At 71.8% G+C, this 16,322-nt stretch carries 6 protein-coding genes; 2 read left to right on the forward strand and 4 right to left on the reverse strand.

Going from position 1 to position 16,322, the window contains the following annotated elements:
- From ABZ656_RS49070 to ABZ656_RS49085, 4 genes are all read right to left on the reverse strand, one after another.
- Window positions 1-10,035, reverse strand: a 10,035-nt coding sequence (locus ABZ656_RS49070; protein ID WP_360277932.1) for an SDR family NAD(P)-dependent oxidoreductase, incomplete at its 3' end; no start/stop codon positions are given.
- Window positions 10,032-12,023 (reverse strand): asparagine synthase (glutamine-hydrolyzing), encoded by a 1,992-nt coding sequence (gene asnB / locus ABZ656_RS49075; RefSeq protein ID WP_360277935.1) that lies wholly within the window; start codon window positions 12,021-12,023, stop codon window positions 10,032-10,034. The genes ABZ656_RS49070 and asnB, both read right to left, overlap by 4 nt.
- A gap of 15 nt (window positions 12,024-12,038) precedes the next feature.
- A complete protein-coding gene (locus tag ABZ656_RS49080) occupies window positions 12,039-12,290 on the reverse strand; it encodes an acyl carrier protein (protein WP_101408676.1) in 252 nt (83 codons plus the stop codon).
- Between the two features lie 3 nt (window positions 12,291-12,293).
- Window positions 12,294-13,172, reverse strand: coding sequence for an acyltransferase domain-containing protein (locus tag ABZ656_RS49085; protein WP_101408677.1), 879 nt, complete (start codon window positions 13,170-13,172; stop codon window positions 12,294-12,296).
- A 1,113-nt stretch (window positions 13,173-14,285) separates the two neighbouring features.
- Between ABZ656_RS49085 and ABZ656_RS49090 the strand changes: the two genes are divergently transcribed.
- Window positions 14,286-14,864: a carbamoyltransferase N-terminal domain-containing protein gene (locus ABZ656_RS49090; protein WP_360277939.1), complete on the forward strand. Its 579-nt coding sequence runs from the start codon at window positions 14,286-14,288 to the stop codon at window positions 14,862-14,864.
- A gap of 11 nt (window positions 14,865-14,875) precedes the next feature.
- Window positions 14,876-16,198: an MFS transporter gene (locus tag ABZ656_RS49095; protein ID WP_180362819.1), complete on the forward strand. Its 1,323-nt coding sequence runs from the start codon at window positions 14,876-14,878 to the stop codon at window positions 16,196-16,198.
- The last annotated feature ends 124 nt before the right edge of the window (window positions 16,199-16,322 follow it).

The following is a 16,322-nucleotide window of genomic DNA, read 5'->3' on the forward strand; positions in this document are numbered from 1 at the left end:
GATCCAGAACCGGTCCCGCGCGAAGGGGTAGGTGGGCAGGTGCGCGCGGCGCGGCGTACGCGCCCCGTACAGCCCGCGCCAGTCGGGTTCGGATCCGCTCGTCCACCGCTGGAGGACTTCGCGCAGCCCGGCACCCGCGACCGGCTCGCCGGTCGTCCCGCGACGGTGCGGACCGGCTCCGGTACGGGCCGCGGTCCCCCGGAGCCCATTGTCGCCGGCCTGGCCCGAGGCGACGAACTCCTGCAATGCCACGAGGAGTTCGCCGCTCGAGTCGACCATCCACCCGACGCGTTCCGGCAGGGCCTCCCGGCCCGTCTGCAGGGTCCAGGCGAGGGAGGCGAGCGGGACGGGCGCGCGGCGTGTGTCGCGCAGCCGGTCCAGCAGGTTGCCCGCGACCTCGCGCAGCCGCTCCTCGGAGCGGGCGGAGAGCGGGACGAGGACCGCCCCGGCTTCGCTGCGGTCGTCGGCGTCGGCGTCGGACGAGATGGCGTCGGCCGTGCCGGTGTCCGGGCCGGTGTACTCCTCCACCACGACATGGCAGTTAACGCCGCCGAAGCCGAAGCTGCTGACGCCCGCGCGCCGGGGGGCCGGCGTGCCGTCGCGGCCGGTGGGCCGGGGCCACGCCTCGTTCTCGCGCACGAGACGGAACGGGCCGTCGTCCAGCTCGATGTGCGGATTGACCTCAGGGCAGTGGAGCGTGCCGGGCAGGACGCCGTGTTCCATGGCGAGCAGGACCTTCAGCAGGCCCGCGATGCCCGCGGCGGCCTCCAAGTGGCCGATGTTCGTCTTGACGGACCCGAGGCCGCAGGCGCCCCCGCCGGCCGCGCCGAGCCGCCGGAAGGCGGAGCGCAGTGCCCGGACCTCGACGGGGTCGCCGAGGGCGGTCCCGGTGCCGTGGGTCTCGATGTAGCCGATGGTGTCCGGGTCGGTGTCGCCTACGGCCGCGGCCACGACCTCGGCCTGGGCGTCGGCGTTGGGAGCGGTCAGCGAGTGCGCGCGGCCGCCGTGGTTCTCCGCGCTGCCGAGCAGCACGCCAAAAACGTCGTCGCCGTCGCGTTCGGCGGCGGCCAAGGGCTTGAGGACGACGGCGCCGACGCCCTCGCCCCGCACGTACCCGTTCGCGTCCTCGGAGAAGGTCCGGCACCGTCCGTCGGGGCTGAGCATGCCCGCCCGGTGGGCGCTGACGAAGGTGTCCGTGCTGAGCAGCAGGTTCACCCCGCCCGCGATGGCCATGGAGCAGGCGCCCGACCGGATGGCCTCGAGCGCGCGGTGCAGGGCGACGAGCGAGCTGGAGCACGCCGTGTCGACCGGCTCGCTCGGCCCCCGCAGGTCCAGCGTGAAGGAGACACGGTTGGCGAGCATGGAGTGCGCGTTGCCCGTGGCGGTGAAGGCGTCCGGTGCGACGCCGTACCCGGTGAGGAGGGTCGCGTAGTCGGTGCCCGAGACGCCCAGGAACACACCGGTGTCGGCCGGCAGCTCGGCCGGCCGGTGCGCGCTGTCCTCCAGGGCGCTCCAGACCGTCTCCAGGGCGAGCCGGTGCTGGGGGTCCAGCAGTTCGGCCTCGCGCGGATAAATGCCGAAGAAGCCCGCGTCGAAGGCGTCCACGTCGTCCAGGACCCCCGCGTACGGCGGGAAGTCGGCCTCCTCCACGACACGGGCGTACGTCTCGTCGTACCGGTCCGCCGGGAACTCGGTGACCGAGTCCACGCCGCCGACGAGGTTGGCCCAGTAGGCGTCGAGGTCGCGGGCGCCGGGGAAGCGGCCGGCCGCGCCCACGATCGCGACGGGCATCGGCGCGCCGGAGCCGTGGGGGGTCGCGGCAGCCGGGGCGGGGTCGCCCACCAGGGACGCCCCGCGCGGGGCGAGGGCGTCGGGGTTGCCGGGGACGTCGGCCTTCGGGACGGCCAGCTCCGGGGCGACCGGTCCGGCGGCCGCCTCGGAGGTCGGCGCAGGGAGGCTCGCGCCGCCGAGTCGGGCCGGTGCCGTGGGAGGCGTGGCCGGGCGGGCCGTCGCGCGGGCAGCGTCCGGCGCGGGCGACGACGGGTGGGCAGACGGGATCCGGTCCCCGAATTCCGCCACCAGGTGCCGCGCCAGCGCGTCGAGCGTGTCGAGGTCGAAGAAGAGGGCCGGGCTGACCCGCACGCCGAAGCGCTCCCCCACCTGCTGGGCGAGGGTGACGAGCGAGATGGAGTCGAACCCGAACGCGTAGAACCCGGTGGTGGGTTCGATCTCGTCCGCCTCGAAGCCCAGGATCCCGGCGGCGATCACGCGCAGCTCACCGGCGACGAACGCCACGGCCGCCGCCCCGTCGGAACCGGCCCCAGGGCCGGACTCGGGTTCGGTCAGGGTCTCCGCCTTGGGGTCCGTCGGGGTCCTTGTCTCGGGGCCGGTCCGGGTCTCCACCTCGGGGGCGCTCCCGTTCCGGCTCGCGAATCCGGTGACACCGCTGATGCCGGTGCCGACCGCCTCGGCGGTGTCCGGCACCCGCGCGCTCATCGAGATCCGCCCGACGGCGGAGGTCAGGGCGTGGGCGGCCGGGACGGCACGCCGGGTGGGCCGGAGCGCGTCGGACTCGGCGTCCTCGTCGCCCCACCACACGTCGGTCAGTTCACCGACGAGCCGCCCGGAGCCGTCCAGGAGCAGGACCCGGCCGCCGAGTCCCGCCGTGCCGGGAACGAGGTCGAGCACGATCCGTTCCACGTCAGCGATACCGTCGGCCGTCACCGCGGCCTCGTCGATCCGGCGTGGCACCAGCCGTGCCCACGCCGCGAGTCCGGCCCGCTTGGCGAGAAGCTGCGCGCCATGCGCGACGGCGGCCAGGACCGCAGGCTCGATGGAGACGTTCCGCTTGACGTGGTTCTGCTGGAAGTCGGGCACGCTCACGTCGAATACCAGGCGCCCGTCGCGCAGCACACGTGCCAGGCGTACGCCGTCGAACATCGGCGGGTGCTCGATGCCTCCCTCGGCCAGCTCCGCGAGGAACCGCTCCTGGGTGAGCACCTCGACGGCATCGCGGGCGAGTTCGCCGTCGCCCGGCGCGCGCTCGTCCCGCCGCGGCTGCGCGGGGGGGCCGTCTCCGGCGTGCGCGGTGAACGCGGCGAGCGGGGTGCGGGTGCCGGAGGCGTCCTCGGTGAACACGGTGCCGAAGCCGGTGCCGTCGGCGGCGTCGAAGGTCGTGACGAGCCGCGCCACCTTGGCCCAGTCGGCCCGGCCCACCGTGCGCAGGTCGCGGATCCGCGCCCCGGTCGCGAACCCGGAGACACGCGCGCAGGCCAGGGCCGCGTCGAGGACGAACGTGGGGACGACGGCGCGCTGCTTGTCGCGCACTTGGCCGTAGTCCAGCAGGTCGTCGAGCCGGACGTCGACGGCGTAGCGCAAGCCGTCCACGTCGGACTCGTTGCGCCCGAGGAAAGGGTGCAACGCGTCCCGGAAGACCAGAGGCGCGATGACCGAGGGGGCGGACGGGTCTTCCTCCACCCAGCAGCCGACCTGGGCGAAGGGGTAGGCGGGTAGCGGCAGGCGGCGGAGCCGGCGGCCCGCGTCGAGCACGCTCCAGTCGGCCTTGCGGCCGCCCGTCCACGCGAGGCCGGTCTCCCGGACCGCCGCGGCTCCCGGGCCGGTCCCGGCAAGCGCGCGCTCCGCGTCCCGGTCGCCCGCGAGGTAGCGGTCGACGGCCTCGACAACACCCCGGCGGTCGGCGGCCATGAAGGCCCAGCGGCGCGGGAGTTCGTTCTTGCCGACACGAAGGGTAAAGGCGACGGAGGCCAGGTCGGCGTCCTCGTGCGTGACGAGGAACTCGCGGAAGCGGACCAGGGAGGTCTCCAGGGCATCGTCGGTCATCGCCGAGAAGACGAACAGCTCGTGGCGTCCGTCGTGCCGGGGCACCGGGGCCGGGGTGTACTCCTCCAGGACGAGATGCGAGTTCATCCCGCCGGCGCCGATGGAGCTGACCCCGGCGCGCCGGGGATGCTCGACCGGTGTTCCTTCGACGGTCGTGACGGGCCTCGGCCAGTCGGCGAGCCGGCGCTGCACATGGAAGGGGGTGCTGTCGAAGGGGATGTCCCGGTTGAGCTCGTCGCTGTGCAGCGACGGCACGATCTTGCCCTCGCGCAGCTGGAGGACGACCTTGGCGATGCCGAGCACACCGGCGGCGGCGAGGAGATGCCCCATGTTGGACTTGACGGAGCCCAGGGCGCAGAACCCGGTGTCCTGCGTGGATCTACGGAATGCGTCGTTCAACGCCTTGACCTCGATGGGGTCGCCGAGTGAGGTCCCCGAGCCGTGTCCCTCGACATAGCTGATGGTGCGGGCGTCCACGCCCGCGTCGTCCAGGGCCTTCTCCACCGCGCGGGCCTGGAGGGCGACGCTGGGCACGGTGAAGCCGTTGCGCGGCCCCGCGTTGGTGATCGCCGTCCCCTTGACGACGGCGTGGACGTGGTCGCCGTCCCGCTCCGCGTCGGCGAGGGTCTTGAGGACCACCACCCCTGCTCCCTCGCCGAGGATGGTGCCGTCGACTCCGAGGCCGTAGCTGCGGATAACGTCGGACGTGGCCGTCGTGAAGTGCTCCTGCGACGACGTGATCAGGTTGTACGGGTGCAGCAGGAGGTTCACCCCGCCCGCGACGACCATCCGGCACTCGCCGGCGCGCAGCATCTGCACCGCCTGGTGCACACACGTCGAGGACGTCGAGCACATGGTGTCCACGAAGAGCGAGGGGCCGGTGAGCCCGTAGAAGTACGACAGCATGTTGGGCATCGTGGCGTTGTAGCTGCCGCTCTGCGGGGCACCGCGGACCAGGCTGTTCTGGAACCCGTACAGCCCGTAGTGGTTGCTCATGGTGCCGGCCAGCACCCCGACGTCCCCCTGGTACTGCCGCTGGATCTGCTCGCGGGAGTACCCGGCGTCCTCCAGGGCCTCCACGCCGAGCTGGAGGAAGAGGCGGACCTCGGGCGACATCTGCTCGGCGTCCCGCTTGGAGACACGGAAGTACCGGGGGTCGAACTTGTCGACGTCGCGCAGGAAGGTGCCCGTGCGGATGACGCTCTTGCCGAGCTTGGCGCGGTCGCGGCTGTAGATGGCGTCGTGGTCCCAGCGTTCGCGCGGGACCTCCTCGAAGGAGTGCCGTCCCTCGCTCAGCAGCTCCCACAGCTCGTCCATGGTCGCGGCGCCGGGATAACGCCCGGAGATGCCGACGATCGCGATGTCGTGACGGTCGTCGGGCGCGGAGGGGCGCTCCGCCACGGCGAGCGAGGCGGCGGTGCCGGCGACCGGCGCGGCGGTGACGGCGGGGCCGTCCTGCGGCGCCGCCTCGTCGCGTGCCACGCCCGCGGACGCCACGGAGACAGACGCGACGGACGCGGCCGGTACGACCTCGGCCGGCACGGAAGCGGCCGACAGGGACGAATCCCCGTCGGCGTACAGCCCCAAGTCGCCCCGCTCGCCGCGCTCGTGGGACGCGCCGGTGCCGTCGGCCGTCTCCTCCCGCGCGTCCTGCGTGCCCAGCACCTCGCGCAGCTTCTCCCAGTGGGCGTCGACGAAGTACCCGGTCACCTCCTCGACGTTCAGGTACTCGAAGAAGACGGTCTTCGGCAGCGGGCCGAACAGCTGCTCCAGGCGGGCGGTCATGTCGAGGATGGCGAGGGATTCGATGCCGTACTCGACCAGGTGGACGGTGGGGTCGATGTCGTCCGGATCGTGCTGCAGCACCTCTCCCAGAAGCCGCGTCACCAGCGCGGCCGTCGCGGAGCGGAGCGCGTCGTCGCAGAGCGCGGCGGGCGGGCGGTGTCCGTCGCCGGGGACGGCCGCGGGGAGCAGGCCGGAGCCGTCGGCACGGTCCCCGGTGTCCGCCCGGACGGCGGCGGCCCGGGAGGCGGGCGTGTCCGCGAGGGTCGCGTCCTCGCCGAAGGCGACCACGACATGGCCGGCTTCGTGGGCCATCGCGTGGCCGAGCGCGCGAACGCCCGCCTCCGTCGGCAGCGGCTCCCAGCCGTGCCCCTCGCGCATGGCGGCGCGGGTCAGGTCGTCGACGCGCATGCCGCCGTCGGCCCAGAGCGGCCAGCTGACGGCGAGTGTCGCGCCGGTGCGCTCCCCCGCCTCGACGAGTGCCCGTCGGTGCCCGGCGAACGCGTCCAGGAAGGCGTTGGCCGCCGCGTAGTCAGCCTGTCCGGGGTTGCCGAACACACCGGCCACCGAGGAGAACAGGACGAAGAAGTCGAGGTCGAGGTCGCGGGTCGCCGCGTCGATGTGCAGCGTGCCGGGCACCTTGGGGCCGAGGACGGTGTGCAGGTCCTCGTGCTCCTTGCGCAGGACGTAGCCGTCGCGCAGGACGCCGGCGGCGTGGACGACGCCGTCCAGCGAGTCGTGCGTCTGCGTGATGGCGCGCACCGCGCGCTCCACGTCCTCAGCGACGGTGACGTCGACGGGCAGGTAGTGCGCGTCGACGCCCTCCGCGCGCAGGGAGCGGAGCGCGGCCTCGGTGTCCGGGCCGGACGGCGCGCGGCCGCTGAGCACCACGGTGACGCGGTCGCGCCGGGCGAAGTAGCGGGCGACGTGGCGTCCGAGCCCGCCCAGACCGCCGGTCACCCAGTACACGCCGCCGTCTCTCAGCGGGGGCACCTCGGGGCCCCGGACCTCGGCGGCCCCGGCCGTGCGGCGGACGTGGCGCGATCCGTCGGCGGCGCGGCGGACCTCGGCGTCGGGACGGTCGTCAGCGGCCTCCTCGCGCAGGATGCGCCGCAGGTCCTCAGCGTCGGCCGTGTCCAGTCCGGCCACCCGGACGACGCGTCCGCACACTGCCGGGTTCTCCAGGGCGACGGTCCGGAACAGGCCGGTGAGCGGGGCGTGAAAGTGTCGCGGCAGGCGGTCGTCGACGAGGACGACGAAGCGGTGATCCTGCCGGGGGCGCCCGGCGAGTACGGCCTTCACCGCGCCGAGGACGGTGTCGGTGACGTCCCGGACGCCGTCGGCGACCCGGTCGCGCGCGATCTGGGGCAGGCGGACGAACGGGGTGGGCGCGCCGAAGGCGCGCCGGGCCCCCGCCAGGTAGGCGTGCACGACGGTGCGGGGGTCGCCCGCGACGTCCCCGGCGAGCGGGGCCTCCACCCACGCGGTGGTCGCCGTGAGGACGGGCCGCGTCTCGGGAGCGGCGGGCCGCGCGGGGGCGGGCCGCTGGACGAGGCCGCGGACCCGGGCGGCGACCCGGCCCTCGCCGTCGGTCAGGTCGATGTCGAACTTGTCCACCATGCCCCTGCTCTCCGCGCGCCTGACCCAGGCCCATGTCTCGGCCGGAGACGGACCGGCGATCTCGATCTGTTCCAGGACGAACGGCATGACGGGGCCCCGCGGCGCTTCGGACGCCCCGGCCTTCATGAGCGCGACCGACGCCTGGAACGCGGCGTCGAGCACGCTGGGGGGCAGAACGAGGCCGTTGCCGGCCGCCGTGCTCGTGTCGTCGGGCGCGGCGATCCGCGCGAGCACGCCGTGCTCGCCGGTCCGCAGCTCCCGGAGGGCCCGCATGGCGGGCCCGTAGCGCAGGCCCTGCCGGCGCAGGCTCGCGTACACCTCGGCCACCGGCACCGGTGCGGAGGCCGCCGCCAGCGCGTCGAGGCCGACGGCGGCCGGCTCCTCGGAGCGGGGGCGCACCTCGGCCGTGCCCTGACTGTGCACGACGGCGGGAGCGCCGTCGGCCGCGCCGTCCTGGCGTACCCGGAAGGCAATCGTGCCGTGCTCGCCCGGGGTCAGCTCCACGTGGACGTCGACGGGTTCGTCTCCGACGGTGAGCGGCCGCAGCCAGGTCATGTCGCGCAGGACCACGGTGACCGGGTCCGCGGAGCCGTCGCGCTCGGCGGCGCGTTCGACCGCCGCGCGGACCATCTCCACGTACGCGGCGGCGGGCATGACCCGGTCGCCGTCGACCCGGTGCGCGTCGAGAAAGGGCTCGGCGCCGGTGAAGGTGGAGGAGAAGCGCACCCCGGACAGCGCCGAGGTGTTGCGGTGCAGCAGCGGGTGCCGGCCGGCCGGAGCGGTGACGGCGGCCGGCGCGGGCCGCTCCGGAGCCACGGCGGCGGACACCACACGCCGGTTTCCGGCCGAGTCGGCCGGCACGGTGCGCCGGTCCCCGGACCCGGCGGTGACGGCCGCCTCGGCGCGCGGCTCGACGTCGGCCCCGCCACGCCCGTCCTCGGACGCGGCGGCGGCCGGACGGCGCCGGTCCTCGGGTACTGCGTACCAGTGCGGCACGCGCTCGAAGGGGTAGCCGGGGAGCCGGACGCGGCAGGCCGCGGGGTAGGCCGCGCTCGCGCGCACCGCCTGCCAGTCGACGTCCTCGCCACGCACCCAGTCCCGTGCCGCGGTGAGGTGGCCGGTGGGGTCCTCGGCGGGGGCGGGCTGCTCCGGCCGGACGTCGTATGGGGACGATGTGCCGTCGAGGAAGTCCTCCAGCGCCCGGAGCAGTTCGGCCGTTCCGGTGACGGCGAAGGCGCGCCGGACCCGCAGGGGTTCGCGGCCGGTCTGGAGGGTGTGGGCGATGTCGGCCGTCGCCGGGCGGGGCCCGGGCAGGGCGGCGGCGTCGGTGCCGGCGGCCGTGAGGTGGTCGAGCAGCTCCCGCGCCACGGCGCGCAGCCGCTCGTCGCTGCGGGCCGACAGAGGGATCACCTGGAGGCGTCCGTCGTCCGCGGCGGCCGGCTCGTCGCCGCCGGCGTACTCCTCCAGCAGGCAGTGCGCGTTGGCGCCGCCGAAGCCGAAGGAGCTGACGCCGGCGCGGCGCGGCGGCACGGCGCCGTCTGCGGCGGCGGGGGCCTGCCAGGGCTGGGTGTCGCGCACGACGTAGAACGGGCTGTCGTCGAAGTCGATGAGGCGGCTGGGCCGGGTGAAGTTGACGGTTGCGGGCAGCGTCCGGGTGGTGAGGGCGCCGATCACCTTGACGATGCCAGCGACACCGGCGGCGGCCTCCAGGTGGCCGATGTTGGTCTTCACCGAGCCGATGCCGCAGGAGTCCGGAAGGGGCCGGGTACCCTCGGCGGCGTGCATCCGCTCGAACGCCCGCTTGAGTCCGAGCACTTCGATGGGGTCGCCGACCGGTGTGCCGGGCCCGTGGGCCTCGATGTAGCCGACGCTGCCGACGGGGACGCCCGCGCGGGTGTAGACGCCCTCGATGAGGTCGGCCTGGGCGGCGGGGTTGGTGACGGTGAGGGAGTTGGTGCGACCGCCGTGGTTGGTGCCGGTGCCCTTGATGACGGCGTGGACCAGATCCCCGTCCTCGACGGCGCGGGCCAGCGGCTTGAGCAGGAGGACGGCGCCGCCCTCGCCGCGGACGAACCCGTCGGCGCCCTTGTCGAAGGCGTGCGAGCGGCCGGTCGGCGAGAGCATGCCCGCCTGGCTGAAGGCGACGAACAGCTTCGGCGACCAGGCGAAGTTGACACCGCCGGCCAGGGCCATGCCGCACTCTCCGGCGCGGAGGGCGGCGACGGCCTGGTGGACGGAGACGAGGGAGCTGGCACAGGCTGCGTCGTTGGCGACACTCGGGCCGCGGAAGTCGAAGTGGTACGAGACCCGGTTCGCGACGACGGCGAAGTCGGTGCCGGTGGGCAGGTAGGCGTCGATCTTCGCCCTGTCCCGCTCCATCAGCTCGGCGTAGTCGGAGTGGGAGACGCCCATGAACACGCCGGTGTCCGAGCCGGCCAGGGCGCTCGCGCGGTACCCGGCGTCCTCGACAGCCCGCCAGGCCAGTTCCAGGGTCAGCCGCTGCTGGGGGTCCATGGTGGACGCCTCGCGCGGCGAGATGCCGAAGAAGGCGGCGTCGAAGCACTCGGCGTCGTCGATGAATCCGCCCCAGACGCTGCGCGTCTTCTCGGCTCCCCCGCGCGGGTCGCCGAACCAGCGCTCCTTGGACCAACGGTCCTCGGGGACCTCGGAGATGAGGGAATGCCCGGCGGTGAGGTGGCTGACGAGGCCGGAGAGCGTGTCGGATCCGGGGAAGCGCAGGGCGAGACCGATGACAGCGATGTCAAAGGACGTGTGGGCGGACCGGTGGCTCATCGGGCGGCCTCCGCGGGTACGGCGCCGAGCCGGTGGTCGACGACGGTACGCAGGTTCATCCGGCCGGCCGCCGCGTCCATGGGACGGGCGTGCTCGCCGAGGACGTACTGGCGGTTGAGGATCGCGGTCGACAGGAGGTACACGAAGGCCTGGTCCTCCTTGGTGCTGATTTCCTCGACCGGGGTCCGCATGATCTTCGAGACGAGCCTTCCGGCGAAGGCGGGGTTCACGCAGTCGATCCGGCGCAGCTCGTTCTCGGAGAGCACCAGTTCCAGGCAGTCGGGCCGCTCGTCCTTGAACACGGCGCTTCCCGGGGCCCGGTAGGGCTGTTTGGGCCGGCTGACCGTCCACTGCGGGAGGTCGGCGGCGAACGCCTTCTTCAGGATGGCCTTCTCGTCCGATCCGTCGTCGTAGCGCAGGTTCACGGAAGCGGCGGCGCGGACGACGGCGGGGTCGAGGAACGGACAGCGGTTCTCGACGCTGTGGGCGAGGCTCGAGCGTTCTCCCTGGGTAGCCAGGAGATAACCCGACAGCAGCGTCTTGTACTCGATCCACTGCGCTTTCTGCACGGCGCTCAACGCGTCATATCCGGGGGTCATGCGCACCAGTTCGCGCATGGGCTCCAGCGGGTCGCCGGGGTCCTTGAGCAGACGGGTGGCGAACATTCCGTTCTGATAGCGCAGTTCGTGGGAGAACAGGCCGGGAGTGCGCTCGGTGCTGAACTGCTGGAACAGCCCGAGGAGATGGGCCTTGCGGGCGGATCCGAAGTGCGCGAGTTCCGGATGCAGGGTGCTGAGCCGGCGGACCCGCTCGTCCTCCGACAGGGTGTTCCAGGAGTCGCGGAGCATCGTCTCGCGGAACAGCGAGTAACCGAGGAAGGCCTCGTCGGCCCCCTCGCCGCTGAGCACGGTCTTGATCCCGGAGTCGCGGACGTGCCGGGACAGCAGGTACATCGGGACGAACGACGTCCTGAAGGCGGGCACCTCGGCGTGCCACACGGCGTCGGCGAATGAGCCGGCGATGTCACGGTGGGAGACGTTCAGGGAGGAATGCAGGGTGCCGAGGTGGGAGGCCACCAGCTGCTGGCTGCTCGACTCGTCGTAGGTCTTGTCCTGGAACTCGACGGAGAACGTGCGGACCTGGTGCGACGACTGCTCGGTGGCGAGCTTGGTGACGATGGACGAGTCGAGGCCGCCGCTGAGGTAGACGCCGACCTCAACGTCGCTGCGCAGGCGCAGTTCGACGCTCCGGCGGAGCGTCTCCCGCACGAAGGCCACGGCGTCGCGCTCGTCGCCGTCGAACGCGGGCGCGTCGACGCGCAGTTCCTCGTACTGCGTCACGGTGTGCCGGCCGTTCTCGACCGTCAGGAGGCCGCCCATGGGTACCTGGCGGATCCCCTGGAAGGGGGTGCGGTCCGGCAGCGGGGCCCAAAGGGCGTAGACCGAAGCGAGTTCCCGGGGGTCGAACGCGAAACGGAAGCCGGGGACGGCGGTAAACGCCTTCATCTCCGAGGCGAAGAGGAGGGCGCCGTCGTGCTCCGTGTAGAAGAGCGGCCGTTTGCCGTACCGGTCGCGGGCCAGGACGAGGGTCTTGGTCGCGCTGTCCCGGATGGCGAGGGCGAAGGCGCCGTTGAAGCGCTCCAGGCACGCGGGACCCCACTGGATCCACGCCTGGAGCACGACCTCGGTGTCCGACTTCGTGCGGAAGGGCCGCCCCAGCCGGGTGAGTTCCTCGCGGAGTTCCACGTGGTTGTACAGCTCGCCGTTGAAGCAGATCCAGTACCGCCCGGCGGGGTCGGACATCGGTTGCGCGCCTGACGCCTGGTCGATGATCGCCAGACGGACCGTTCCCATGGCCACGCCGTCGTCCAGGTAATAGCCGGCCTCGTCGGGCCCTCTGTGATGGATCGACGACAGCATTGAGGTGATGCGTCCGGGGATATCCTCATCCGGAAGGCGCGACGAGACGCAGCCAGCTATTCCACACACGCAGAATTCCCCTACCTAAGCCTTCGCATCGATCTTCTCGGCCACGAAGGCGTCGATCGTCGCAAGCGAGACGAAAACGTTCGCGAGTATCTCGTCCGACGCGATCTTCACGTCGAACTCGGTCTCCAGGTAATCCATGAGCTGGAGATATCCGAAGGAATCCATGACGCCGGCCTTGAAGAGATCGGTGTCGGGAGTGACGTCCTCGCCGAAATCGACCAGGAACCGGTCCTCCATGTACTCCCTGATCTTCTCTATTCTTTGCATGTCCTACTCTCCGCTCCTGTCACGCCCTGCCATGACGGTGGCCGAGCGAATGTGCTCCACCATGCGTGTGAGGTCTTTGCCGCCGACCTCCTGGTACTCCAGGGGACCGTCGAGCGACATGAGGTACCGGATACTGTCGGTCCACCGCACAGGCCGGACGAGCTGTTCGGCCAGCAGTTCCCGCAGGGCACCACTGTTGTGCGGACGGGCCGTCACGTTCGAGATGACGGGAACGCGCGGTTCATGAAAGGTGAATCCCTCCAGGAATGCCGCGAACTCCCGCCGCGCCGGCTCCAGGTACCGGGAATGGAACGCGCCGCTGACCCGCAGTGGGACGAAGCGCACTCCCCTGTTCCGCAGTGTTTCGTGGGCCGCGCCGAGAACCGGCCCGGACGCCGCGACGACGAGTTGCGCGTCGGTGTTGAAAGCGGCGATGTCGACGCCCTCCACACCTTCTTCGGCGAACATCCGCGCCAGCCGGTCCTCGGAGGTGTTCATCACGGCGGTCATGCCGCCGCCGACCGCCCCGGCCATCAGCTCGGCGCGTCTGCGCACGATCCCGAGTCCGGTCTCCAGGTCGAAGACACCTGCCGCGAGCAGCGCGTTGTACTCGCCGAGGCTGTGTCCGAGGAAGTGGTCCGCAGCCCGCTCTTCGCGGCGCTCCCGTTCGAACAGATGCAGTGCGTTCACGAAGAACAGGGCCGGCTGGGTGTACGCGGTGTCCGCGAGCAGGCCGTCGGGGTCGTCCCGGCAGAGAGCAGCGAGGTCGTATCCCAACAGCTCGGACGCGAACCGCGTCAGTCCCGGGTAGCGCGGGAAGACGTCCTGCCCCATACCGCGGAACTGCGAGCCCTGCCCGGGAATCATAACTGCGAAGGGCATGATTTCCCCATCCATGTGTTCTGTCCCGAATGCGCGCCGCCGCCTTCAGGCGTTCCGGAGCGAACCCGCGCCCGCCTGCGCCTCGACGGCCGATGCCGCCGCGGGGGCGATCGGCCGACAGTGCCGTGGGGGGCCACGCCTGCGGGAAGATGAACCGAGGCGATGAGCGGCGGGAAAAAATGTCCCGCACGTTTTCGAGGGATTTATCGAGACGAGCGAGGGTGCGACCAGTCGTCCGTTTCGTGAGTGAGCCACGGAAACCATAAAAGGGTGCATCGGTTCCGTACTCCGACCCCTCTCGTTCGGTTCCCGCATTGCGCTTCCGGGGGTGGGCGTTTACTGAGCAACCGCTTATTCGCTCCGCCCCCGCACTCGCCTGGGATGCGTTTCCAGCGCAGCGAACCATAGGGCTCCTAGAACCGTCAACTACTTCCGGTAGTTGACACTCCGGTAACAACTCGGCCGGCACACCGACTCCAGGAAGTCTTTGTGGACAGGCAACCGGCCGGGCCCGATTCCCGTCGGGGGCAGCGTCACACGTCGGCCGGATACCACTGTTTCTTGGCCGGAAAGTGAAGGTTTGGATGCCGTGCCGACGGGATTCGACCAGGCATTCGACAGAACGTAACAGTCCTCTCGCGAAGATAGCACCGATTACCCCCATCGGACCGCTCGGGGGCGAATGTCCGGTCGGTCCGACAAAAGGGACCAGCACGAAAATGGCGCTATGCATGAAAACGGGCGCGAGACGGCCGGGTGTCGCGGCGGACCGCCTCGACACCCGGAGAGGGAGTTCCGGCCAAACAGGGGCTGGCGCGGCCGTTCCCCTTTGCCCCGACCAAGGGCGATACGTATCTGAGACCATGATCACATTGCTTGCGCCGGGCGTAGATGGTGGCCAACATGTGGAACGCGTCCAGTAGTTCACGCAACACCTTGAGTGCCGCCAGGCGCCCCGATGCCGCCGACGTTCCGCGTTCCCCCTTTCCTGCAACGGGTGTCAGTGACCGCCGCCCGGCTCAGACCCACCGGGGTTTCCCCCTTCTTCTTTGCCGGTGCGGGCGCCCGTTCGGAAACCGCACCGCCCCCAACGACAACGAAAGCGCGACAGGCATGTGGGTACTTGGCCTTGACTGCAAACTTCACGACACCTCCGCCGCGCTGGTGGACGGCGAGGGCCGCATCTGGGCGATGGCCGAGGAGGAGCGCTTCACCCGGGTCAAGCACGCCGAGGGCACCTTCCCCTCGCACGCCGCCCGCTCCTGCCTGGAGACCGCCGGCATCACATGGTGTGACATCGATGTCGTCACCATGGCCTGGGACATGCCGCGCTTTCGCGAATGGCACGACTCCGAGCGCCAGGAGATGTACGCCGCCCGCTTCGGCCCGAAGGCCGCCTCCGGCAAGGGCCCGGAACTGGTCTTCGTCGAGCACCATTTGGCCCACGCGCTCTCGGCGTTCCACGCCTCCGGCTTCGACAAGGCCGGCGTCCTAGTGGTCGACGGCAGTGGCGAGTTCGAGTCCGCGTCCATTGCTGAACGCCGACCCCGTGGGCATCCGCCTCGCGCCGGTCGTGGACACCGCGGCCGACGCCGTACGGACCTTCCGGAGCATCGGGCTGGACTTCCTCGTGCTCGGAAGCCACCTGGTCGAGCCGGGCAAGTAGTCGCCGCGCGGGACACGGAACAGTGAGGGTGACTCGATTGGCCACGAGTACGGGCCGGCGCGAACACGGTGAAGGCGACCGGGTTCCGCGTCCGCGGCTGCTCTCCCGGCTCGTCGGCGGGTTCGACGTCCTGCGGGAGCGCAACTTCCGCAGGTTCGTCACCGGCCAGGTGCTGTCCCTGGTCGGGACCTGGATGCAGCGGGTCGCGCAGGACTGGCTGGTGCTGGAGCTGTCCGGCAAAGACCCGGTTGCGCTGGGCATCGCGACGGGGCTGCAGTTCCTGCCGATCGTCTTTCTGTCCCTGTGGGCGGGCGTGCTGGCGGACCGCGTCGACGTGCGCCGGGCCCTGATCGGCCTGCAGACCCTGATGGGCTTGTGCGCGCTGGCGCTGGGCCTGCTTGACGTCAGCGGCTCGGTGCGGCTGTGGCACGTCTACTTGCTGTGTCTGGTCCTCGGCTGTCTGTCCGCGCTGGACGCCCCGATTTTCGAGAAGTTCGTGGTGGAGATGGTGGGCAAGGAGGGCATCGCCAAGGCTGTCGCGCTCAACTCCATGACGTTCAACGTGGCCCGCGTCGTCGGCCCCGCCCTCGCCGGCTGGTCCATCGCCTGGCACGGCACGGGCCCGGTCTTCCTCGCGAACGCCGTGAGTTTCGCCGCCGTGGTCGTCGGCCTGCTCTCGACCGACCCAGCCGCCCTGCGCCACCGGCAGCCGGTGGCGCGCACACCGGGGCTGCTGCGGGCGGGACTGCGCTATGCCTGGAGCGACCCGGACCTGGTGCTGCTGCTGACCCTCACTCTGGTCGTCGGGGTGTGCGCGAGCTTTGGCACCGCCGTCGCCACTGCCGCCGCGAAGGTGTTCGGCTCGGGGGCCGGTTCCTTCGGACTGCTGTCGACGATGCTGGCGCTGGGCATGCTGGCCGGCTCCGTCTTCTCGTCACTGCGCGGCGGTTCGGTCCCGTCGCGTCCGCGCGCTCTGGTCACCGGGTCCGCCGCGGCGCTGGGCGCGCTGGAGCTGGCTGTGGGGCTGATGCCGAACGTGTGGCTGTTCGGTCTGCTGCTGATCGGAGCCGGCGCGGCGGCGACCGTCTTCGTGGTCTCCGCCCACAGCACCGTGCAGATGTCGGTGAGCGAGGACGTGCGGGGGCGCGTGATGGGGCTGTTCATGCTGGTCCTGCTCGGCGGCACCCCCCTCGGCGGGCCGCTGACCGGCTGGCTGGCCGACGTCCTCGGCGGTCGGGCACCGTTCGTCCTCGGAGGCACCGCGATCCTGCTCACCGCCGGCGGCGTCGCCGCCGCGTTCCACCGGCGTGGCGAGCGTCCGCCCGTGACGGCCCCCGCCCTGGAGACGTCCGAATCCTGACGCACGACCGTGGGCGGCGCTCCCCGCGCCGTCGAAGGTGCCCGGGATGAACCGCATGCCCTCGGCGAGCTGCTGCCAGACCTCCTCCCGGAACGGGGTGCGCGCGTGTTCCTTCACCGAGTCG

Source organism: Streptomyces sp. NPDC007095 (assembly GCF_040634475.1).
GTDB lineage: Bacteria > Actinomycetota > Actinomycetes > Streptomycetales > Streptomycetaceae > Streptomyces.